Source organism: Secundilactobacillus malefermentans DSM 5705 = KCTC 3548, assembly GCF_001436395.1.
In the GTDB taxonomy this organism is placed as follows: Bacteria; Bacillota; Bacilli; order Lactobacillales; family Lactobacillaceae; genus Secundilactobacillus; species Secundilactobacillus malefermentans.
This window is the reverse complement of the sequence record NZ_AZGJ01000016.1, coordinates 1-23,665: the sequence shown is the minus strand read 5'-3', so window position 1 is coordinate 23,665 and position 23,665 is coordinate 1. Positions and strand designations below refer to the sequence as shown.

Sequence of the window (23,665 nt, the reverse complement as noted above, 5' to 3'; positions counted from 1 at the left end):
ATTCGCTTTATATTTTAAACCAAAAAAAGAACAAAGGTGTGACAAAAGACGATTAGCTTCCGAGCGTAACCTAGATTAACGAATAATCCCGTACCTGGATTGTTTGTTAATCTAGGTTAGGCGTAGGGAGTTGCGACTTACACTTGCCGGTCTTTGGGTCTTTGGCTTAGTGTAATCGACAACGACACGAAGTTAGTGCCTTTTGGAGCCCGATTAAAAGAATAATAGGGGGACAGAAAAAAGGTGGAACAAAACTTTTGTTTTGTTCCACCCCATTCTTTCACACATCCCTATTTACCTGACATCACAATCTTTGAAACCTTAACATCCTTATTAATTAAACTAGATGCATAGAACATGTCTGCGATTTCCTGCTGTTGTTTCACAATCTTCGTTGTCACCTTACCCATTGAATAACTCCGACGTTCAACCGTCTTAGTCACAACTTTACGCGAAAGACCTAACGACTTCATCAACATCTTAATCAGCTTTTCATGATGGGTATCTGCCCATTTCATATCTGCTGCCAAGTACTTAGTGAGGTAACTAGAAACATCCGTATTCTTCTTAGCGAAGTTCTTCATTGCCACGACGAAGTCACGGTTGTAACTGACGCCGTTCTTACCCGTAATAAGCAACTTGGCGCCCATTTGAACCTCAGCTTGGGCTGTGTAAGGATCCCAAGTTGACCATGCCGCAACCTTCCCCTTTGAGAAGGCAACGCTGGCAGCTGATTGGTCCATGTTGACCCATTTAATATCGCTGGCTGACATTCCGGCCTTCTTTAAGGCAGATAGTAACAGGTATTGAGAACTCGTGCCCTTCGTGTACGCAACTCGCTTACCTTTTAAATCCTTAATTGATTTAACGGAGGAGTTCTTAGGAATGACGAGCCCAGTTCCGTTCTCCTTGGAAGCACCAGCGGCGATGTAGACCAGTTTGGTTCCAGCTGCTTGAGCCGTAATTGGTGGCGTATCACCCAAACGGGCATAGTCAATATTGCCACTCTTCAATGCCGTCATCAGCGCGGTTCCATCTTGGAACTGTTTGAATACAACGTGATACCCTTTTTTCTTCATCTTCTTGGCTAAATCACCACGTTGACGCGAAATGTCAACGGGATCGGCTTTTTGATAACCAATCGTGATTGTTTTTAAACTAGTCGTTGAAGCACTATTATTGGCCTGTTTGTAGCCATAAAATGCGCCACCAATTCCGAGAAGCACTATTAAAATAAGGAGGTACTTTTTCCATTTCTTACTCATGCTTCTCCTCCAACACTGGCAGCTAGTAATGATTCACGCAGCTTAGGGCGAACCACTTTACCAGTCGTATTCAATGGGAATTCATCAACAAAAATAACTTCGGTTGGCCGTTCGAATTTAGCCAACTTATGTTCCGTATATTTTAAAATCTTTTCTTTAGCTAGTGGGCGACTTGTTTCGCCTGCCTTTAAGATGGTCACAGCCGTCACAGCTTCTCCATATAAATCATCGGGCATCCCAATAATCGCAACTTGTTCAATGAACGGTAACTCATTGAGCACATTTTCGACCTTAGCGGGCGCAACTTTCTCACCACCGCGACTAATCATTTCCTTCCGACGACCTTTTACAAATAGGTAGCCATCTTCATCTAGGTAACCTAAATCACCGGTTAAGAACCAGTCATTGTGAAATGACTCTGGATTTGTCTCCAGGTAGTCAGAAATAACGTGATCACCACGAACCGCAATTTCGCCCACCACATCAGGCGCATCGACCATCTCACCGTCAACGATGAGTTTTAAGTCAGTTGCAAATGGTTTCCCAGCTGAGCCAACTTTGGGTGCATCTAACGGGTTAATCGTGCATTGACTCGCAGTTTCAGTCATCCCATAACCTTCTAAGATTAACGTGTGGAACCGATCTTCAAAATCCGTCAGCTTCTTAAGTGGCAGCGCAAAGGATGAACTTCGCAAGAATCGAAGATGAATCTGATCTTGATAGTCATCAAACTGTGCTTGTGATTTTTCGTTGAGCAACAAAATTGATAAAATTGTTGGCACAACCGAGGCCCAGGTCACATCACCTTTGGCAACTTGTGACCAGAATCGACTGGCACTAAATTTCTTAGCAATCGATACTCGTCCACCAGCCAGCCGCATTTGAAGCAACGACATAATTTGTGAATTAACGTGGAACATTGGCATCATAATCAAAGCAGTATCCTTCGACGTTGTTTCATGGCTATCACGATCATGAATTGCCCCGTTGTACAACAACTCGTGAGTTAGGCCAACACTCTTGGGCTTACCAGTTGTTCCGGAAGTATGCAGCACCAACGCAAGATCCGTTTCAAGAATGCGGGTTTCATTGGGCTTCGTCCGGTTAACCAAGACCCGATCATTCCAAAGAATTGGTAATTCCATGATTGTTCTTAAGGAAATGGTCGTTCTCGTAATACCAGCTAGTCCTGACAGTGGCTTTGCAAATTGCTGTTGAACAAATGCAACCGGATAGTCATCACTACTGATTAAGGCTGTTAGCTCCTCACCTGGTGTTGTATCAGAAATTGGATATGCCACAGCACCAATTTCCCAAATTGCTTGCATGAGGGGGGCGTAGACGACTGCGTTTTGTAACGCAATTAATACGTGATCGCCATAGCCAACGTTTCTTGCCAACATCGAATTTTTGAGCGATTCTACGTCCATTTGGAATTGACGACGGGTATACCAAATGCCGTTTTCTGCATCTTGCAGTATATTTTTGTCTTGGTCTACATCTAATTCTTTGATTAATGCTGTTGTTAATTTTGTCATATAATCGCTTCTTTCTTATGCGTGACTGGATTTTTTCTCTGCTTCAATTGCAATATTTTCTGAATTTGGTTGCTTGAATTTCCAAGGCCACTTTAACTTTCCACGACCAATTAAGAGGTCAAATGGCGGTACCTTGAGGCAGAAGTACGAAATGAGAAATGAACTCCCAACGACGAACGCGTAGCCAATTGGGATTCCCCAAAACATCAACCACGAAGGGATAAACGTTAATTTGCTTAACGTAAAGCTTAGGATTGCCAGTGGAATTGTTTGAACAAGGTAAATTCCAAATGATACCTTAGAGCTTGTTGCGATAAATTTTTCAACGGTTGGGTTTAACCCATGCATCCGATAAAATGCGTACTTTTGACCAATTAGGAAAACAACCGCGACCATCACCAACGCGTAAACCATTAGATACGGCTGTTGGGCAGTCATCATTTTGCTAAATGACAGTTTCAAAATGCGCCCGTTGTACTCATACAAGAGGAAGGTTCCAAACGATAAAAGGACCGCAATCGCGTAGACTTGCTTCTTGAATTTGGTGAGGAAGGCGGTCACTTTTTGATAATGGATCGCCGTATAACCACCGGCCAAGAAGTACGCCTGATACATGAGGACGTTATTTCCGTATGCCCTAAAAATGTATGGCCAACCACTATTATCAATGTGAGGTAATCCATATTTCACACCAATTAATAACGCGAGTTGAATGGTGAAACTAACGAGCAGAATCGTTCTGTGATGATCTTTAAACTTCCGGAATAGCCAAATGAAGGCTGGAAAAATCAGGTAAAGTTGGAAAACAACGAAGACATAGTATAGATAGAAATTATTTCCATGTAACACTGAGTAACTAAAATCTTTCCAGTACTGCATCCCGTTCAGCGCAATACCAGAGAACAAATCCACAAATAGGAGCAAAATTGCATTCCATGCTAGATAAGGGATTCCAACACTGGTATATCGGCGTTTCCAAAAAGTCAGCCATTTTGAATTCTTACCATAATAATTTAGGAAAAGAACCAATCCGGTCATGAACATGAAGCCCATTCGGGTAAAATGTAACGACAAGTGGGTCGCGTGAATCAGTGATTTACTCAGACTGTCATTCATCGCGGTCCCAAATGCCGTTGTTGTGTGATTAAGTAGGACACCAAAGATGAAGACGCAGCGCATAAAGTCCACTTCATATAGATAGGGTTTTCCGTGCCGCGTCATTTTTTGCTCAGCCATAAATAGCCTCCTCCCCCATAATGTCATGGAGGACGGTTTCAGCAGCAATGGCAACTTTTGCAACGTCATCACTCTCGACACCAGTCTCTTCAAAACGGCTCGTTCCGTCGCGAATGACGATGACTCGATCAGCCATTCTAACCGCCTCATTGACATCATGCGTCACTAAGATGGTCGTTAACTTTTGTTCTCGACAAATTTTTAATATCAGATCCTGCATTTGCCTTCTGGTCAGCGCATCTAATGCGCCAAGTGGTTCATCCAACAGCAACAGTTGTGGATGGGCCATTAAGGCTCTTGCTAACGCGACTCGTTGCTTTTGACCACCGGAAAGTTGGCTTGGATATTTATCCTTCTGATCCGACAATCCCACCAGTTCCAACATTTCCGAAGCTTCAGTCTGGGTCTCCTTATTTTTGCTTTGGAAACAAACATTTTCGCCAATCGTGAGCCACGGTAAGAGCCGATCATTTTGAAACATCACCCGAATGATGGGGTTTTCTTGGCTAAAATTAATTTCACCGTTACTTTGCTTTTCTAGTCCAGCAATCAGTCTGAGGAGGGTACTTTTCCCACCACCACTTTTGCCGACCAACGCAATAAACTCATGATTTTGAATGCTTAAATTAACATCATGCAAAATGACTTTGTCGCCATAATTTTTCGCCACATTTCTAATTTTTACGAATTCATCAGTCATTTGTGACATCTCCTTTCGCCTGACGCCAATCTAGTAGGTAGCTTTCCAGCCCCTTGGCAATTAAATCGGAAATCTTACCAAGCAATGCGTAAATTAAAATACATAGTAGGACCGTTTTCATATCCATAAATTCCTGGGCATTCGTTGACATGTACCCGATTCCAGAATCTGATGAGATTGTTTCAGCGACAATCAAGGTCGTCCACATTACCCCCAGCGCGTATCGAACTCCCATCAAAATGGTGGGTAGCGCGCCTGGGAAAATGATCTTGGAGAACAGTTGCACTTTTGTTAATCCATACGACTGACCCATTTCGACTAGCTCCGGATCAACTGAGCGAATTCCATGAAGCGTGTTGATATAAATTGGGAACATGACCCCAATTGCTACCAGAGAAATCTTGGCTGATTCGCCAATTCCAATGAGTAGAATAACGAGCGGAATCAACGATAGATGCGGAATATTCCGCAACATTTGGACGGTTGAATCAGTTAATCCGCGAAAAATCTTTGAAATTCCGTTTAGAAATCCAAGGATGAAACCAACGCTTCCGCCGATTGCAAATCCAACCAGTGCTCTAAATAAACTGATGCTGACGTTTTTCTGCAGTTCACCGCTTTGTGCTAAGCTAACGCCATCTTTAATGACGTCTAGCGGGGATGGCAGTGTGTCGCTTGATAGCCAACCAACACTGCTGCTGAGTTGCCAAATGGCGAAAATTCCAACTGGAATCAACCAAGGTAATAACCGTTGCCATCTGAATTTTCTCCTTTTTATCACCGGCATTGGGTGTGCATTTGAAATACTTTCCATTGGGCTCAGCCTCTTTCTTTGTTGTCTTTTTCAATCAATGAATTAAGTCTAGTCCGCACTTTTGCTTTTTATGTGAATATAACGGTGTAAAAATGTGAATATTTTTGCCTCCCTACGCAAGAATTTCTTAATAATTAGCGACACAAAAATAGCGCAAATCCTCCGTCACAAAAGGGATTTACGTCTCTTTTTGTGTTTTGAATTTGCGCCACAAAATATTCAATGATATTAAATGAATATTAAAAGCAATTTATTATTGACCTATTCGCTTGAGGATAGTGCGTCCAACATGCGAATGTTTTTTAGTTGAAAATGCGTAATAACTCCGATAATGATACTAAAAACTAACGTGATTAATGCGGACCACAAGAAACCTGGATAGTGAATGACAAGTGGAAATAAAATACTACCCGTTTGCGCCTTAATCATAATGAAGCGGTGGAGAAAGACGCCAATCCCCCAACCAACGATAATCCCGGCAATCGTAAAAATAACATTTTCTCTCGCAACGTATGCCGTGACTTCACGGTCATAGAAGCCCAGCACTTTAATCGTGGAAAGCTCCCGTAGTCGCTCCGAAATATTGATGTTGGTCAAATTATAGAGAACCACTAACGCAAGAGCGCCGGACATCACAATCATAATGAGGACAACAGATCCAAGTCCCCCGCTCCCCAATGAAGCGACGGAATAACGTGGAAAACTGACGTTCAATACGCCATCCTGCTTAAGGAGCGTCCGACTCAAATTAGTTCGTTGATGCTTCTTAACCTGATTCGTTTTAAATAGAACAGAAGTTGCCGCAAATTTGACTGGCATCACCTTTTGGTAATAAGCCTTTGTCGCATACAGCCAGTGACCCGCGTAATTTTTAGTAATTCCGGTAACCTTAACATTAACCTGTTTCTCGTCAGAATTCAGCGTAATGTGGCTGCCAACCTTCGCGTTCATGTCGGTTGCTAACTTTTCCGAAATGATAACGCCACTGTTCGAAAGATGCAACTGTTTATTCGTTGATGCCGACTTTAGGCTGACAAATTTGGTGAAGTTCTTGCCCGTCTTGGGTGCAATCAAAGTAGCCGTATCATTGCTGTTAGAGCCGGCCGCTCTGACAGTCACCGATTTCATGACAGCAGACTTTTGGCTTGAAATTTTAGTTGAGTGAATTTGTTGACTTGCTTTGTTTAAAGTGGCGACACCTTGGAAATGTTGAATTTGCTCGTACTGATCTGGAATTAAATCGTTCACGGAATCTTGAATTCCAAACCCACTCAAGATTAATCCCGTACATCCCGCAATCCCCACAATGGTCAAAATCATGCGGCCTTTGTACCGAAAGAGGTTCCGATAACTGACTTTTTGATTGAAGTTTAAGTGATTCCACAATGGTGTAATCCGTTCAATCAGAATTCGTTTACCAGCTTTGGGCGCCTTTGCCTGCATCAAATTGGTTGGAACTTCACGAAGATTGATAACCAATACGATCAGCGCACTCGCCAGCGTCGCAACTAGCCCTGCGACAATTGTTTGTCCCATGTATGACCAAGGAACGACCCCGACAAAGTCATTGATGTTGTTATTTGCCAACAAGCTGAAGACGAACCGTGGCAACGTAAACATGCCAGCAACGCTACCAATTATCGCCCCTAATAGGCCTGCTAATAATGCATAAATGACATACTTCAATGAAATTTCCATTTTGTTGTAGCCAAGTGCCCGCATGAGACCAATTTCACGCCGGTTCTTTTCCACCATTCTAGAAATAGTTGAGAACGTAATCAAAATGGCAATGAAAAGGAAAAATCCTGGGAAAATAACCGCAATCGCTGCAATACTATGCGACTCATCAAAGTAATCTTGGTAACCAGGGTTACTTTGGCGGTCAGCGTACGTATAAGTTGGCTTAGCAAGGTTCTGCACTTGATCCCTAGCCTTCGTCAGCTTTTGCTTTGCCTGGGTTAATTTGGCCTGCTGAGTCGTTAACTGTGCAGATTGCCCTGCAGCAGCTGCAGCGGTCAACTGCGTTTGTTGCGCATCTACCTGCTTCAGTTGCTTATTAATTTTAGCCAGCTGCGGCTTTTGAACTTCTGCAAGCCGTTTAGCTGAACGGCCCTTTAAACTATTTTTAAGCTGGTCAGATTGTTGATCAATATAGCGTTGATACTGGTCGGTACCAGCTGCATAGTGAGCCGCATTTTTAAACTGAACCGCAACCATTGAATAAGTATCCTGTTTAAACACACTGTCTGAAGCATACGCAAAGTAATTGATGGTTCCACTACCAACGTTCGTCGTTCCCCTGTCGATACTACTAATGAATTGAGGGGAATTGACAAACCCGACAATTTTATAGCTTTGCCGCTTCAAATGACTGTTATTAGGAAGTTTGTAGGTCTCGCCCAGCTTATAGCCATCCGCTTTGGCAATGTTATCTAGTACGATTTGGTTTCCTTGACGCGGCAAATGTCCCGAGACGACTTTAAGCTTATCCAATTTGGCAGCTTTTTGATAGCCGTACACACTGACAACTTGATCTCGGTTCTTCTTCAGCGTCGTCATGTGAATCGCATCAGCACTCTTGACCGATTGACTTGTTTTAATTTTGCTTAGGTCGGTATCGGTCAGTCCCATCGTTGAGACCACCTTTAAATCACTCAACTTTTGTTGCGAAAAGTACTGGTTTCCGGATTCGTTCAAATCGGGACCAATACTCCGAATTCCCACATAAAGGAGTGAGCCTAACAGAATGATCAAAATGATTGAAATAAATTTGCCCCACGAGGAACTAATTTCGCGAATTGTCGCTTTAAAATACGTTTTATTCATTTCTTTCACCTACCACTCAATATCTTCGACTGGCGTAGGCTTGGCATTCGTTTCAATTGAGGTGACCTTTGCATCCTTCAACTGAATGACTTTGTCAGCCATCGGGGCAATCATCGAGTTATGAGTCACAATGAGCACCGTCATTTTAGATTTTCGCGCGGTATCCTGCAGCAACTTCAATATTTGTTTTCCCGTGTGGTAATCCAATGCACCAGTTGGCTCATCGCATAAAAGAAGCTTTGGATTTTTAGCTAATGCGCGCGCAATCGCGACCCGCTGTTGCTCGCCACCAGAGAGTTGAGCTGGAAAATTGTCCATTCGTTTGCTTAACCCGACGTGATCCAAAGTTTCGGAAACATCTAACGCATCTGGGGCAACTTGGCTCGCTAATTCAACGTTTTCCTTTGCAGTTAAATTAGGGACTAGGTTGTAAAATTGAAAAACAAATCCCACTTTATTCCGTCGATAACCCGTTAGTTGTTTCTCTGAGTAGGTTGCGATGTTCTCGCCATCCACCACAATGGAACCTTCCGTTGGCTGATCCATGCCACCCAACATGTTTAACACCGTTGACTTACCGGCTCCTGATTCACCTAAAATAATGACCAATTCGCCTTCGTCAATATCAAAGCTAATCTTATCGTTAGCAATGATAGCTGTACTTTCTTGTTTAAACCGTTTTGTTTCGTTCTTTAATTGGATAAATGCCATATTAATTAACCACCTTTGCTCTTGTAAGTATAGCATTCATACCATCCCACACTCACCTTAAAAAATAAAAAACTGACTCCGGATTTTCATCCAGAGTCAGTTAGTTTACCCTTTTAAATTATCACGACAAACATCAAGTAGATGCTTCAGGTCTTGCACCTGTTTTTCATCCAATCCCTGAGTCATCTCGTTTTCAACCTGTTTAACTTCTTGCTCAAAAGCTGGTCGATACTTGATCATGGCGTCCAAGGCTTCTTTTGAAAGCATAATGCGTTTATATCTTTTATCCTTTTCATCAGGGACGATTTCAATCGACCCGTTTTCGCTTAAACGCTTAATAATGCCATTGATCGTTGGCCGACTTAGATTAAAGATTTTCTCTAAATCTCGTTGATAGATAACGTCATCCGGATTGTCATAAAGGTAAGCAATTACGCTCATTTGGCCACCCGTTAGTCGCTTAGGGCTATTGGTCTTATCAATTCGCTTTGACAAGGCTTTTTCAAATAACGTGTTAACCGCCTTTAGTTTAGGGCCTATTAACTCATTTAACATAGCGTCCCTCCCTAGGCAGTCAAACTTTCAAATTGACTGTTGTACATGTTCGCGTAGAAGCCATTTGCATCCATTAACTCGTCATGAGTTCCGGACTCAATAATTTCTCCACTCTTAAGAACCAATATGTTATCGGCATTCTTAATGGTTGAGAGTCTATGCGCAATGACAAGAGAAGTCCGACCCTTTGTCAAAAGATCCATTGCCTTTTGGAGTTGCTCTTCAGTTCGTGTATCGACTGAACTCGTTGCTTCATCCAAAATCAAAATTGGTCGGTTTCGAACTAATGCGCGGGCAATCGTCATCAATTGCTTCTGTCCAACGGATAAGGTAACCGTATCATCCAAAATGGTGTCGTAGCCCTTAGGCAACGTTCGAATAAAGTGGTCAACCCCAACTGCTTTCGCAGCATCAATCACCTGTTCGTCGGATATGTTCTCACCGTTATACTTCAGGTTATTCATGATGGTATCTTCAAATAACCAAGTATCTTGTAAAACCATATCAAATTGATTTCGGATTGACCCACTTGAAAGCTGCTTAACATCTACATCGTCAATCTTGATGGTTCCCTTATCAAAGTTGTAGAAGTTCATCAACACACTAATTAAGGTTGTCTTTCCAGAACCAGTTGGCCCAACAATGGCCACCTTTTGTCCAGGTTTAACGTGGGCGCTAAAGTCTTTTATGACCGTTGTTCGCTCATTGTAACCAAACGAAACGTGGTCGAAGTCAATCTTCCCTTGTACCTTTTCAGGAAGTGGTGTGACATCTTCACGATCATCTGCCTCATCCTCTGTAACAAATTCAAGCACTCGTTTGAGAACAGCTTGAGCTGTCTGCAAACTAGCAAATGCCTGGGTAATTTGGGAAAGTGGCTGAGTAAAGATTCGCACGTAAATCATGAAGGCAACAACGACACCAATCGAAATATGCCCATTTAGGACAAGAACTGATCCAACCACACTGACCATGACGTAGCCAAAGTTACCAATGAAGCCCATCAGTGGTTGCATGATTCCTGAAATAAATTGTGCTTTCCAAACGGCATCAAACAATTGACCATTTAATAAATTAAACCGCTTCTTAACTCGGTTTGTATTATTGTAAGTTTTAACAACTTCATGGCCAGTATAAATTTCCTCAACGTAACCAGATACGTCTGCCAAACGGTTCTGTTGAGCAGCAAAGTATTTCTGCGAGTGCGCCAAAAGGAAAATGGTGATTGCAAAACCAAGTAGCGACGACACAATCGCCGTTAAACTCAAAATCCAGTTGGTATAAATCATCATGGCAATCGTTCCAACTAAGAGCACAACTGAAGAAATCAGGGCGCCTAAACTTTGGTTAATTGCTTGGCCAAAGGTATCCAAGTCATTGGTAATTCGACTTAAGGTATCCCCTTCGTCATGCTTATCAAAGTAGGATAAAGGCAACTTATTAATCTTTAAACTAATCTTTTCACGTAAGTCTTTCGTGAATTTCTGAGTCCCAGTTGCCATTATGAACCCTTGCGCATACGAGAACGCTGCTCCAATTACGTAAATGACTGCTAGGAAAATGACGATACTCGTAATCTGTTTTAGATCAATTTTTCCTCGCAACCCTGCGGTAATCAGATTGGTTACTTTACTCAATCGATTAGGTCCGATAATGGTTGGAATGTTTCCTAAAATTGCAAATATTAGCGCAAAAATCAAAGTGGAGCTGTATGGCTTAATGTAGCTCTTCATCACTTCGCCAAAGTTTTTAGTCTGTTTTTCCATTAGGCAAGCTCCTCCTTTGAAAGTTGTGAGTACGCAATTTCTTGGTAAACCTTGTTATCTTTCAATAATTCGTCATGGGTTCCAATTCCAGCGACATTTCCGTTATCGAGAACGATAATTTGATCAGCATCCATAATCGTACTGATTCGCTGTGCAACAATAACCTTTGTCGTTTCATGATTCTTTTTATTTAATGTCTCACGTAACTTCCGATCCGTTGCGTAATCCAGTGCTGAAAATGAATCATCGAACATCAATATTTCTGGTTTGCGGGCAACGGCACGGGCAATTGCCAAACGCTGCTTTTGACCACCAGAGAAGTTATCCCCATGTTGGGCAACGTTTGCATCCAGCTGATCATGTTTTCTTTCAACAAAGTCCAGTGCCTGTGCAGTATCCAAAGCATCTTTGATTTCATCATCGGAAAGCTTATCGGATTTATTTGTACTCGTTCCAAAATCAATATTTGACCGAATATCACCACTAAATAGCACTGCTTTTTGTGGTGCATAGCCAATTTTGTCGTTCAAATCCGATTCAGGATAGTCGCTAACATCAACACCATCGATCAATACTTGTCCCTCTGAAACTTCATAACGTCGGGCAATCAAGTTAAGAACCGTACTCTTTCCACTACCGGTTGATCCAATAAGTGCAAGAGTTTGTCCAGGCTTAGTTTTGAAAGTTAAGTGTTTAACTGCGGCTTCTTCTGCATCGCTAAAATGAAAACTAACATCCTTAAATTCAATAATTCCGTTGGCTTCTTTTTCAACTGGTTTTGTTGCGGGATATTTGATACTTGGCGCAACAGCCAACACTTCGTTAATTCGGCCTGCAGAAACAGTTACACGAGGCATAATGACGAACACAAACGAAAGCATCAAGAATGAGAATATAATTTGCATTGCATATGAAGAGAACACAATCATATTACTGAAATAGGTTAACTTTTGCATCCCTGAAGCAGCATCAATTAAGTACGCTCCGATGGCGTAAACAGCCAAAGTTAAGCCACTTGAAATAAGTGACATTCCGGGGTTCATTAGCGCCAACGCACGTAAGGCAAACATGTTGGTATCCGTTAAATCATTATTAGCTTTATCAAATTTATCATTTTGAAATTTTTCAGCGTTATACGCGTGAACAACTCGAATTCCGTTCAAGTTTTCACGGGTCACCAAGTTCAAACGGTCAGTTAACCGTTGAACAATTTTGAATCGAGGTTGGACCAACGTCAAGATGACGGCCAACATGACAATCAAAGCGACAACTGCAACTGCGGTAGCTGTTGACCACTGCCAACCTTTGCCGGCAATCTTAGTCATTGCCCAAACCGCCGTAATTGGTGCTTTAATCATCACTTGCATCCCAATCGCAATAAACATTTGTAATTGCGTAATATCATTGGTTGACCGAGTTAATAGACTCGGTACAGAAAACTGCGTGATGTCCTGGGTTGAGTAGTCCAAGACTTGGTCATACAGTTCTTTTCGTAACCTAGCAGCAAAGCCACCGGCCACACGAGCAGCAAAATAACCCACTATAATAGAAGAAAACAAACTCAAAACAGCATAGAGAATCATTTTACTTCCTGGATCCAAGATGTCTCCAGTAGTGGTTCCTGGTGTTTCAAGTGCTCTAGTAATCTTGGTCATATAGCCCGGAATTTCCAATTCCAGCCAAACCTGTAACGCGATAAACAACGTACTGATTCCGATATAAGCATAATCTTTACCAGTTAGTCGTTTCAATATTTTAAACATTGGTTCATCTCCCAGTTGTTATTTTCAAATCCATCAATAATTAGCATGCTAACTATTGTATTCTTTTCAAGCTTAGGGTCAAGGATTTGTGCTGACTTTTTAGAAAAAAAGGAAGATAGCGTTTTCGCTATCTTCCTTTATCACTTATTCCTATTCTTGCTTTTTACGTCTTGCAAGTCCTAAGAGTCCAAGAACACTCATCAAACTTAATCCAAGTAGGACAAATGGATTCTCGCTTCTTTCAGACGTTTGTGGCAACTTTTCGGCCTGTGATTGATTGCCTACTGATTGCTTAGTGTTAGTAGTCATTAAGTCAGCTTGTCCAGCACTTACCTTTTGACCAGTAACATCAGGATTCTGATTCCCAGGTTTTTGAGAATTTGGTTCATTCGAGCCACCTTGACCTGAATTGCCGCCCAATCCCCCATCTCCTGGTTTAACAGGATTTTCTGGGTTTCCGGGAACACTTGGATTCTCAGGAGTCGTTGGATTCTCGGGAGTTGTTGGATTCTCGGGAGTCGTTGGATTCTCAGGAATCGTTGGTGTTCCAGGTTCAGTAGTTTCACCACCGCCACCGGGTTCGGTAGGATCAGTCGGCAAAATAGTGAACATACCGGATACAAATGTCAGATTACTAAAACTATAGTCAATATTTGCAGCTGCAGTCCGGTCCTGAGCTGCTTGATTTAATTTAACCGTGTAAACACCTACTGCAGTGGGAATTCCACTTAATAATTGACCAGTTACATCATAGAATTCATAGTCACTATTTGTTAGCGGTACGGCATCCAATCCTTTGCCAAATGAACTGGTAAACGTTGGCGTTGGCGTTCCATATGCAATAGTTGCACTATTGACAAGAACCTCACTTGCTTTAGCCGGCGTAATTGATAAAGTTGCATCTTGTTTGTAGATAACACTAGATGCATCGGAAAGTGCTTCCTGAACCTTGTTTCGTCCTTTTTGTGACAAGACAACTTCATAAGTACCTGGATGTAATCCATCACTGGCACTGGCTAACTCAATATCTGAATCTTCCAGCTTCAGCGTCGTTCCATCAGGCAAAGTTACCTGATAGTTACTTGATTGTGGTGATTGAGTCGTACCATTGAATATTTCGGTTTCTTTCCCTGTTAACGTTACTTCCAAGGTGGAAGGGGCAATCGTAATAGTCCCCTTTGCATCAATCGCATCGAGTTGGTAATTTGAGTCGTTAAGCAACGCTTTTAACTTTGCTAAACCAGCATCACTTAGCGTATAGGTATATGGTCCAACTGCAGTTCCGTCACCAGTAACCGTAATATCAGCTGTCGTGAGAGACATTGACTTCGTACCATCTGGTAGTGTTACCGTTGCTGTTAAACCTGTAGCTTCACTAGCAAAGGTCTTACCATCAAAATTAAATCCACCGTCATTCAAAGTAACCGTTGTCTTGATTGGTGTGATGATGACCGCACCCAAGACGCCACTTGTATTAATCGTCATCCCAATTGTGTTTTCAATCTTGGTTACCCCAGTTGAACTCAGCGAGTAATCATATGAGCCAACTGCAGTACCATCTTTTGCAAAGGTGACATCTTCCTTATTCAGGCTAACCACAGCCTGTGGTCTACCATCTGAAAATGAAATTGTGGCTGTTAAATCATCTTCATCACTGGCCTTGGTTGTCCCATCATAGGCAAATGATTGACTATTTAATTCAGCACTTGGTGTTACATAATTTCTGATTGTAATCGAGGCGTTTTGAGAAGGATCAGCGTAGGAATAATTATAGTTATCAGCAGAGAAGCCCGTTTCAAGATATCCAATTTGGGTTGGCTCTGGTGTATTAACGGCAAAATTATCCGTTGTCCCTTCAATTGCGATTCTACCAGTTGTTGCTGATGCTGGCAGTGAGCTAACTTTGAATACGATTGAACGCACCGCACTCCAATCTGTAACTTGATCAGCAGTCACATAGCTGGAAAGATCTGGCTCACCATCTACTAAATCCGCCAATTGGGTCGAATACATCGCAGTGAGCGTTTGACCATCCGTCATTTCAACAGTTCCATCGGCCGTTTGGTAAGTAGTTGGTAGATTTACAGCACCACTCATTTTAAACGTATATTCAGAACCAGCTGCATCACCGACTGTTGGCAAATTAACGACTGAAATTAAATTAGTCGCTGGTGAAGCATTTGTATTCGTGATTGAATCGTAGAAGGTCAACGTTGGATCGCCATTTCGAAGTGACTCACCAGACATTACTGGGATAACATCTTCATTGCCCTTTGCGAAGGTAGAACCAAATACGGCCGTTACATTTTCAATCAGCCATTGGCCATTACCCATTAAAACGGCTTTGTCATCCCCATCAGTAAGTGAAGTATCAATCACTGCTGTTTTATTTTGAAGTTGCGTTACTGGGGAAGTAACGTACATTGTTGTCGGATAACTGCCCGGCAATGCGTCACTATTATTGTCCAGCTCGATAGAAATAAGGTAGGTTTCTTGAGTAGAAATCGACTGACCTGTTCCAGTGTAGTCAACTTTTACGACTTCTCGACCATCGTTAGCAACTGACTCTGAAATCACACCGCCATCAGGAACGTTAGTCATACTTGAAACGGTTGTGCTTGCTGGCAATACAAAGTAGTATATTGGTTCGTAAATTGAATTTGCAGTTTGATTCGTGTTTCCAGACATTGCCAATGACACTAAACCAGCAGATGTTGCTCCAGCAGCTTTATTGGTCTGGTGCACGTAACCAGTAGCCTTGGCAACCGTGTCGGCCGGAGTAATAACTGTTTGTGTAACTGATGATGTATCGTCAGTTGAGACAATTCCTGCATTTTTAGAAGAAAGCGAAATTGATGACTTTAGTTCATCACCACTTTGAACTGGATTTCCATTATCGTATTCATCAGACAATTTACCGTAAACAATGATTCTTTGACTTGTAGTCGTGCCAGTTGTTGCTCCTGGTGCTAAGTAATTTGGTGTTAAAACAATTGTCCGAATAGCAGAATTTGATTTAGGAGTAACCGTTCCTCCAGCTTGGACAATACCTGTTTCTGTGGTGCCATCTGCCAAAACGACACTGTATCCATATGACGTGGTTCCCTCTAGGTACGCAACTGTCGAAGCACCACCATCTGGCACCTTGAAGCTTGTTGCATCCAGCCCATCAGGAATATTGATGGTAATCTGTGCATCTCTAATACCGGCAGCGGTTGAGGTGGTAAAACCAAAGCTATTTAGATAGTCCGGATTATTACTTTCATCTGTATCCAGTAATAGTTTTGTATCTGCAACGCTACTATTTCCATATGCAACGAGTTTGGCGGTGGAGTCAGTAGGTGTTCCATCGTCATTTCCAACGGAGAGAATGGTTTCAGTCCAAGGATTCTTACTTTCCGCAGTCAGGACATCTCCGTTTGCATTAATGACCTGAGTCATCTTAACGTTACCATTTGCGGTCAATGTTTGCGGCTGATCAGTTTGCTCTAAATCATAACTACCAGCAATTTTATAGGCTGGTAACCCGTTAAAATTTTGGCTTCCTTTACCTGGTGCCACAGTAATGATAATATCACCGCCCTCACCATCTGGCTGGGTGATGGTTGTTCCATCTCCACTCGTCAAGCTATTCAGGCTTGATGTCAAATCCACGTTCAATTTAAAGCTTGCTGGTACTGGAATCGTGACAGTAGTTCCACCATAGTTTGCCGCAGAATTGACTCTATTTGACGTATAGTCGTTATTTAAGACCCCATCTGCTTCATTCATGTCAACCTCATAAACATAATCCGTGCTCGGCAATAGGTTGTTAATTGCAGTGGAACTCGGATTTGTCCGGACTGGATCTGAAATATCTGCATTGGGCGTAATCGTTTGCGTGAAACTAGCCTCTGACTGAATAACGCCATTTTTAGTTGTTGTAATTGTTTTAATAGTCGTACCAATTTCATCCATTGGAGCGGCTTGACCTTGATAGTTATTAATTTGATTCAGTTTTAAAACTTGGCTGTAACTTGCTGACGTCAGCAAGGTATTCGTAATTAGCATTGATCCGTCGGCATTTTTCGTTGTTGTCGTTGTCCCCATTGTGCTTGGCATCACTGGAACTGATTGTAAACTATAAGCAGCTGTATCTGCTGGTATTAAAATTTCATAAATATCACCTTTGTTACCACTAAAAGTGAAGGTTACTTTAATACCATTTCCATCTGATCCGTAACCAATCTTATCTGAAGATAAAGTGAAGCTAGAATCAGCAGCGGCCATCGTAATTCCTGAGTTTGTTGCAGCTCGTGTCACATTTGTACTATCAACTAAAGAATCATTAACGCTTTCATTTAATTTAGCAATTGTTGCGTCAGAGAGTCCCATTCTAGTTGATTTTCTTAACTGACTCTTTTTGATAGTTGCATCCAACTTAGGTGTAGTTGTTTTTTCCTTATTAGGTGTCACTTCGCTTGACTCATTAGACTCATTAGACTCATTAGACTCATTTTCATTATTAGATTTAGTTTTTGAGTCTATGCTTGAGCCATTATTCGTAGCTACTGTATCCGTTCCAGTCGTACCTTGATTCGTCTCTAAATCAGCTTTTTTCGAAGTTGGCTCGCTGGATGAATTTGTCTGACTTGTAGGTGAAGCAGAAACTTCACTCTCAGATTCTGAGGAATCCCCACTTTCCGAAGTTGAGGAACTACTATTACTCAAGGTAACCTGTTTATTTTGACTATTTGAGCTCTGTGTACTCGTGGCAGTAGTTGCGTCTGTGCTTTCTGTGGATTGCTCATCACTAGCATTTGCGGTCACTTGTCCCATTAATAATGCTGATCCAAAAGTGATTATCGTCATACCGGCAAAGACCCATCTTCGACCTACCTTATACATTTTGTAATGTTCCTTAGTGTCTTCCTCAGCCCTAATTAAATTGTTTCTTCTCATATTTTTACCCCCTAAATAATATGAAACACTTGTGATTAAAAAATTTAGTCCCTATAAACTTCCTAAACCGCTTTCATTATACGTCATTTTTTTCTCAAAAAAAACAATTTTGAATACTTTGTTTCATTAACAACTATCGTTCCTCTCCTTTTGGATATATCGGATATGGAACGTTATTTTTTATGAAAAATAGCTTCAAATATAATGATAAGTGTATTAAAAAGAGCCTAATTCCACTAAATTGCGGAATTAAGCTCCCTTACTTAAAAATCAGTGCCGTGTTTCTACTATTATCGTACCAACTCCACCATCAGGAGAATTAGTTGGGTTATCAATTAACGTGTAACCAGTAATCGTTTGCGCAGAAGCTTCATATACTAATCTTCTTTTATTTTCAACTTCCCGTCTTCAATCCGGTACACTTCATCACTCCACTGGGTCATCCGTTCATCATGGGTCACCATGATGATGGCCTTGTTTTGCTCATGAGCTTCTCGGGCTAAAATTTTCACAACTTCGTAGGCATGCTCTGAATCCAAACTAGCGGTAGGTTCGTCTGCTAAAATCAAACTGGGATCATTGCTTAATGCTCTGGCAATGGCAACCCGTTGCCGTTCCCCACCCGATAGTTCCTTGGGATATTTTTGCTTCAGATCTTCAATATCAAGCGACTTTAGAAGGGACTCAACTCGTGCTTGAATCGACTGATGCGTCAATTTTTCAACCAAATCAAATTGCTCAGCAACTTTCAAAAATGGAATTAGGTTGGACGCCTGCAAAATAAATCCCAACTGATTAAATCGGACCTCCGACAGTTGTTTAGCATTCATATGGCTAAGCTCCGTACCATTAATGTGGATACTCCCATCGGACGGACTTTGGAGGCCACCCGCAATGGTCAAAAACGTACTTTTTCCAGATCCTGAGGGCCCAATAATACTGACAAATTGTCCCGCCTCAACGCTAAAGTTCACGTCAGTCAACGCATCTACTTCAGTATGACCAGCACCGAATCGCTTATTAATGTGGGTCATTTTTAAAACTGGTGTCATCCTACTCGCCTCCAATCGCGTTAATCGGATCTACTTTGGTAACGGTTCGAATTGAGAACAAACCGCCAATAATTGCGACTAAAATTAAGACAATGCCATCTAATAACCATTGACCCAAATCAGTTGAATACGGCATCGTTTCAGGTAACCCAAATCCAGTCAGGTAACCCAGAACAAATGCAATCGCAACACCCACAACTCCGACAATCAGTGCCTGACCCACAATTGATTTTGCCAAATAACTGGTCTTAATCCCTTGCGCTTTCATGACCCCAAACAGGCTCGTCTTTTGAAGTGTCATGACGTACATAAAGATTCCAATAATTGCAGCGACAACTACAAATAAAAACCCAATCATCGCCCCAAGTGTGACATTTTGTGCTGAGTATCCCGGAATATTCTGGATAAACGTGTTCACACTAAGTTTATCTAGTTTCGTGTCGTCACTGCTCTGGCTGACCGTCAGTTTATTGGCCGATTGCTTTTTGATGGCAATTAAACTAAGTGGCTTTTCGCCGTTATTCTTAAATACCTGGTCGCCATACTTCAAAGTCGCGAAGGCGTTTAAATTCAAATAGATCACTGGTACTTCACTAAACTTCGTTGCTTTACTAAACCCGACGATCTTATATAATTTGCTATCGCTGCCCAGCTTCACCTTTTGATTCAAATGGTAACCAAGGTTTGCCAAGTTCTGGGAAATAATGATCTCATGCTTATTTTGGTAGAGTCGGCCCTTCGTCACATTGGGAACTACAAAACTACTTTTCTTCGCACCCAATACAGACACGTTTTGCTTTTCACTCTTTTTCTGATGCTGGACCGCCGTTGGAAAGTAACCAACGCCCGCCTTATTCTTGTCGGAAACGCTAACCCGCTTCAAATCTGACTGCTTCATTGATGAAGCACTCGCAATTTTATTACTGTCATTGGAAAGGATAACCGAACTTGCCTTCCAGTCCACAACAGCCTGCTTGTTGCCATCCGCTAATCCGTCTGCTAACCCGGTCAACATAAACACCACGTAGGCAACTAATACCATCACGCCGATAATAAGTGCGTAACGTAGCTTGGCGTAACGCATCTCTTTCCATGCTAAATACATGTCGCAATTCCCCCTTAATTCATTTCATAAATCAAGAATACACTTACGGTGACAAAATGTCACTATAAACTTTAAATGTGCTATACTTTGCATATAGAAAATTTGGAGGACACCCATTATGCCAAAGAAAACGTTCGACCATTTACCAAATGAGCGAAAAAATGAAATTCGCAGGATTCTTTTACCCATCTTTACTGACCAAGCAGTCAGCCAGGTCACGGTTAGCGAAATCGTCACGGCATTGGGGATGTCGCGGGGCATCTTTTATAAATATTACGAAGACTTAGACGATGCGTACCAAGATTTGATTCGCCACTATGCAGGCCAAATTCACGGTAAAATTATCATGAACATCATGACTCATCAAAATGATTTCTTCACGGGAATCGAATTATTTTTAGTGCAAACAATCAACTTAAAAGCAGATAGTGTTGAGGCTCGGCAAGTAAAATTACTGACTGAAAATCCCAACAACTTTTCTAACCGGGCAAACGTGGTGCACGGCCTTGAACCTTGGAAACAAATCTTAAAGAACAATCACTTTGAAATCAAAACGGATGAAGAGGCAACCAGTTTTCTCTACTTCACCATGAAATTAACGATTGATACCTTGATGGATTCGTACGCCAATCACTGGACGGAAGCGGAAATGCTAACGGATTATCGATTCAAAGTAAGCTGGCTAAAAAATGGAATAGCAAAATAGGATGAGCCTTTGGCCCATCCTATTTTTTGTGAATTCACTAATTTTCTAACCCTGTCGTCACCTTAAACTCACGTGACTCATGCGCCTTTAAGTGAATTAAAGTACCAGCTTTTTGTGCTGCTGCAAATCCCTCCGGACGACTCGTTCCTGGTAACGCAAAGGCCCCCACCTGTTGATCTGGATTATACAAAATCCAACGAGTTGCAATTGGAAATTGTTCTGTCGCAAATTTGGTTAAGAAATTATGACCATTGCCGACATTCACCCTAAATTCGGCTTCTTTTTCAAACTTTGTTAAATCAGATGAGAAGAAAACAATTTCGGGATCATAGTGCTCTTTATCATCTAACTTATTAATTAGTTTTCCCGAGGCTTTTAATTTTTCGTTATAGGCAGTCCATTCCGGTGTTGGATGCACGTGACTTGGCACCGTTTGGCGAAGTTGGAACGCCTCGTCGGGAATGTTGGAACTAATCTCTTCATTCTCCACGTACGCATAGTTCATATGACACATGTACTGAAGTGGCATTGGTTGATAGTTTGACAGGTTCGTCACGGTCAACTGAATATCGAAAAGACCACTATCCTTATGAAGGGTTACGGATGGTTCTGCTAAATAGTGATAGCCAAAGCCTTTCACGTATTCGTAATCACTGTGAATGGTGATGGCGCCATCCTCAATTGTTAGGTATGAGTGATCCATTTCAGAAGTTGGAAATTCTCCGTGAAGTTGGTAATCATCTTCTGGACCTGGCGTCCCGTTTGCTAAAAGACCAGATGTAAACTGGAAGCATCCGTACGTATCCGCAATTCCGGGACCTGGGAGTGGCTGGCTGAACATGTCCTTCATTTTCAATGAAATGTCATCAAAAATTGCATCCCAAATGATTAATCCGTGAAACGGCAACACCGTCAAATGACCGCGATTATTTGTTAACTTTAAGGCTTCAATTCCTGATGGATAAGTGAAGGTTGTGATTTCAAAATCATCATCCTCAAAAATCGTAAACGAATCTGAACTAAACATTGCGTGACTTAAATTAATTTGCTTCATGCCAATGGCCTCCAAAAAAATTGTTTAATCTTCAAGTGATTCTTGTTTGTGGTTGTGGACAATCCCCGTCGCATAAATTAGGACGACTGCAAAGCAGACAACATTGACGATAAATGAAATCGACATATCCGTCTTGTCAGCAACAAATCCCTGTGCAATCGGTATGAAAGCGCCACCAATTATGGACATCACCACAATTGCGCCACCCGTTTCAGTATGACGCTTATCCGTAATTGTATCTAGTGTTTGTGCAAAAATTGTTGCCCAACATGGGCCAAACAGGCCACTAGCCAGAATGGCAAAGTACACGGCGGACATGTTATGAACAAAGACAATGTAGAGCAAACTTAAGATTCCTAAAACGGAAAAAATTTGGAGGACTCGTGATGGTGACATACTCCTCATCATGAAGTTCGCAATCATTTTACCGATAAAGAAAGCGGCATAACTATAAACCATAAAGGTTGAGGCACTTCGTTCATTGATTGAGCTATCAACTTCCATGGCTAGTCGAATGGTAAATGACCACACCGCCGTCTGCATCCCCACGTACATAAATTCAGCGAAAATTCCCTGGAGAAATTTTTTGTTGTGCGTCAAATAGTTAATCGTCTCACCGATACTTGCCTTTTCAACGGTATGCTCTGGCGTTGACTTAGGCTTTCCACTTGGAAATTGGGTCAACGCAATGATAATCAGCATAAAAATGAGGACAAAGATGATGTACTTATATGGTAACAAGGTGTTTTGCAGTGCCCTTTCACCAAAGACCAATCGCTCATGACCACTGAGTCCAGCCATTTGCTTTTCCAAACTAGCCCCATTTCCGAAGATCAGGTATTTCCCTAGTAAGATTCCCCCCATGGCTCCCAGAGGATAGAACGTTTGTGAAATGTTCAGTCTAAGTGTTGAGAGTCGCTTGGGTCCGAGAAGTGAACTGTAGGTATTTGATGCGGTTTCCAAAAAGCTTAACCCACACGCCAACGCAAACAGTGCGACCAAGAAGAACCCATATGTTGCCATCCGTGACGCTGGGAAGAAAAGCGCACAGCCGATTGTGTATAAGGATAATCCCGTCATGATGGCGAGCTTGTACGACGTTTTTTTAATTAAAGTTGAAGCTGGAATGGCAATGAGAAAGTAACCAAGATAAAACGCGGTCTGGACGAAAGCGCTCGCCACGTTTGACAGCGTAAAAATGGTCTTGAATTGTGTAATCAAAATATCATTTAAACTTGCAGCGGCACCCCACATTGGAAATAATAGCGATACCAAAATATATTGCAGCATTGGGGTTTTATCCGTGTATCCATCAGTTGTTTCTTTGACATGGAGCTTAAATAAATGAAACCCCTTCGTCTTTTCCGTCACGTTGTTGTCCATTAATTTCATCCCTTCTGGATAAGTAGCTTCTTAAAAAGTAAGCGATTACATTATCTTAGAAACAAGAATAGCATATAATCTTTCAAATTAATATTTGCATTTCTAGGCTACTTTCTGAAAACATGGAAGAAAGCTTGAATTTAGTGCTGATGCTTTCATGAAATCCTCTTAAATTTTATTTTAGAATTGAAAGATTCATTATAAGGACAATTAGTTGCATCTTACCATGGATGTAAGCTGATTCCTGAGA

General features: G+C 41.8%; 16 protein-coding genes. 1 reads left to right on the top strand and 15 read right to left on the bottom strand.

What is annotated here, in order from left to right; translation table 11 throughout:
• Window positions 1-290 precede the first annotated feature (290 nt).
• From FD44_RS04435 to FD44_RS04375, 13 genes are all read right to left on the bottom strand, one after another.
• Window positions 291-1,265: an aliphatic sulfonate ABC transporter substrate-binding protein gene (locus tag FD44_RS04435; protein ID WP_010619551.1), complete on the bottom strand. Its 975-nt coding sequence runs from the start codon at window positions 1,263-1,265 to the stop codon at window positions 291-293.
• The gene (locus tag FD44_RS04430) at window positions 1,262-2,803 is read right to left on the bottom strand and encodes an AMP-binding protein (protein WP_010619550.1); all 1,542 of its coding nucleotides are present in this window, start codon (window positions 2,801-2,803) and stop codon (window positions 1,262-1,264) included. Before FD44_RS04430 ends, FD44_RS04435 begins: the two co-directional genes overlap by 4 nt.
• Before the next feature lie 15 nt (window positions 2,804-2,818).
• Window positions 2,819-4,039 (bottom strand): acyltransferase, encoded by a 1,221-nt coding sequence (locus tag FD44_RS04425; protein ID WP_010619549.1) that lies wholly within the window; start codon window positions 4,037-4,039, stop codon window positions 2,819-2,821.
• Window positions 4,032-4,739 (bottom strand): ABC transporter ATP-binding protein, encoded by a 708-nt coding sequence (locus tag FD44_RS04420; RefSeq protein ID WP_010619548.1) that lies wholly within the window; start codon window positions 4,737-4,739, stop codon window positions 4,032-4,034. Before FD44_RS04420 ends, FD44_RS04425 begins: the two co-directional genes overlap by 8 nt.
• Complete coding sequence (locus FD44_RS04415; RefSeq protein WP_010619547.1) at window positions 4,732-5,553, bottom strand: ABC transporter permease subunit; 822 nt, start codon at window positions 5,551-5,553, stop codon at window positions 4,732-4,734. Before FD44_RS04415 ends, FD44_RS04420 begins: the two co-directional genes overlap by 8 nt.
• Window positions 5,554-5,814: 261 nt before the next feature.
• A complete protein-coding gene (locus tag FD44_RS04410; protein WP_010619546.1) occupies window positions 5,815-8,379 on the bottom strand; it encodes an ABC transporter permease in 2,565 nt (854 codons plus the stop codon).
• A 9-nt stretch (window positions 8,380-8,388) separates the two neighbouring features.
• A complete protein-coding gene (locus FD44_RS04405) occupies window positions 8,389-9,090 on the bottom strand; it encodes an ABC transporter ATP-binding protein (protein ID WP_010619545.1) in 702 nt (233 codons plus the stop codon).
• Window positions 9,091-9,195: 105 nt separating this feature from the next.
• Entirely contained in the window at window positions 9,196-9,645 is a 450-nt protein-coding gene (locus tag FD44_RS04400; RefSeq protein WP_010619544.1) for a MarR family winged helix-turn-helix transcriptional regulator, read from the bottom strand.
• An 11-nt stretch (window positions 9,646-9,656) separates the two neighbouring features.
• Window positions 9,657-11,411 (bottom strand): ABC transporter ATP-binding protein, encoded by a 1,755-nt coding sequence (locus FD44_RS04395; protein ID WP_010619543.1) that lies wholly within the window; start codon window positions 11,409-11,411, stop codon window positions 9,657-9,659.
• Complete coding sequence (locus FD44_RS04390) at window positions 11,411-13,174, bottom strand: ABC transporter ATP-binding protein (RefSeq protein WP_010619542.1); 1,764 nt, start codon at window positions 13,172-13,174, stop codon at window positions 11,411-11,413. The genes FD44_RS04395 and FD44_RS04390 overlap by 1 nt, the downstream gene beginning before the upstream one ends.
• 150 nt (window positions 13,175-13,324) lie before the next feature.
• Window positions 13,325-18,115, bottom strand: coding sequence for an MBG domain-containing protein (locus FD44_RS04385; protein WP_010619541.1), 4,791 nt, complete (start codon window positions 18,113-18,115; stop codon window positions 13,325-13,327).
• Window positions 18,116-18,492: 377 nt separating this feature from the next.
• Complete coding sequence (locus FD44_RS04380) at window positions 18,493-19,167, bottom strand: ABC transporter ATP-binding protein (protein WP_010619540.1); 675 nt, start codon at window positions 19,165-19,167, stop codon at window positions 18,493-18,495.
• Between the two features lies 1 nt (window position 19,168).
• Window positions 19,169-20,272 (bottom strand): ABC transporter permease, encoded by a 1,104-nt coding sequence (locus tag FD44_RS04375; protein ID WP_010619539.1) that lies wholly within the window; start codon window positions 20,270-20,272, stop codon window positions 19,169-19,171.
• Between the two features lie 118 nt (window positions 20,273-20,390).
• On the opposite strand from FD44_RS04375, the gene FD44_RS04370 reads away from it, so the two are divergent.
• Entirely contained in the window at window positions 20,391-20,978 is a 588-nt protein-coding gene (locus FD44_RS04370; protein WP_010619538.1) for a TetR/AcrR family transcriptional regulator, read from the top strand.
• Between the two features lie 37 nt (window positions 20,979-21,015).
• On the opposite strand, the gene FD44_RS04365 is transcribed toward FD44_RS04370, so the two are convergent.
• The gene (locus tag FD44_RS04365; protein WP_010619537.1) at window positions 21,016-22,032 is read right to left on the bottom strand and encodes an aldose 1-epimerase family protein; all 1,017 of its coding nucleotides are present in this window, start codon (window positions 22,030-22,032) and stop codon (window positions 21,016-21,018) included.
• 24 nt (window positions 22,033-22,056) lie between these two features.
• The gene (gene fucP, locus FD44_RS04360) at window positions 22,057-23,415 is read right to left on the bottom strand and encodes an L-fucose:H+ symporter permease (RefSeq protein WP_010619536.1); all 1,359 of its coding nucleotides are present in this window, start codon (window positions 23,413-23,415) and stop codon (window positions 22,057-22,059) included.
• Window positions 23,416-23,665 lie beyond the last annotated feature (250 nt).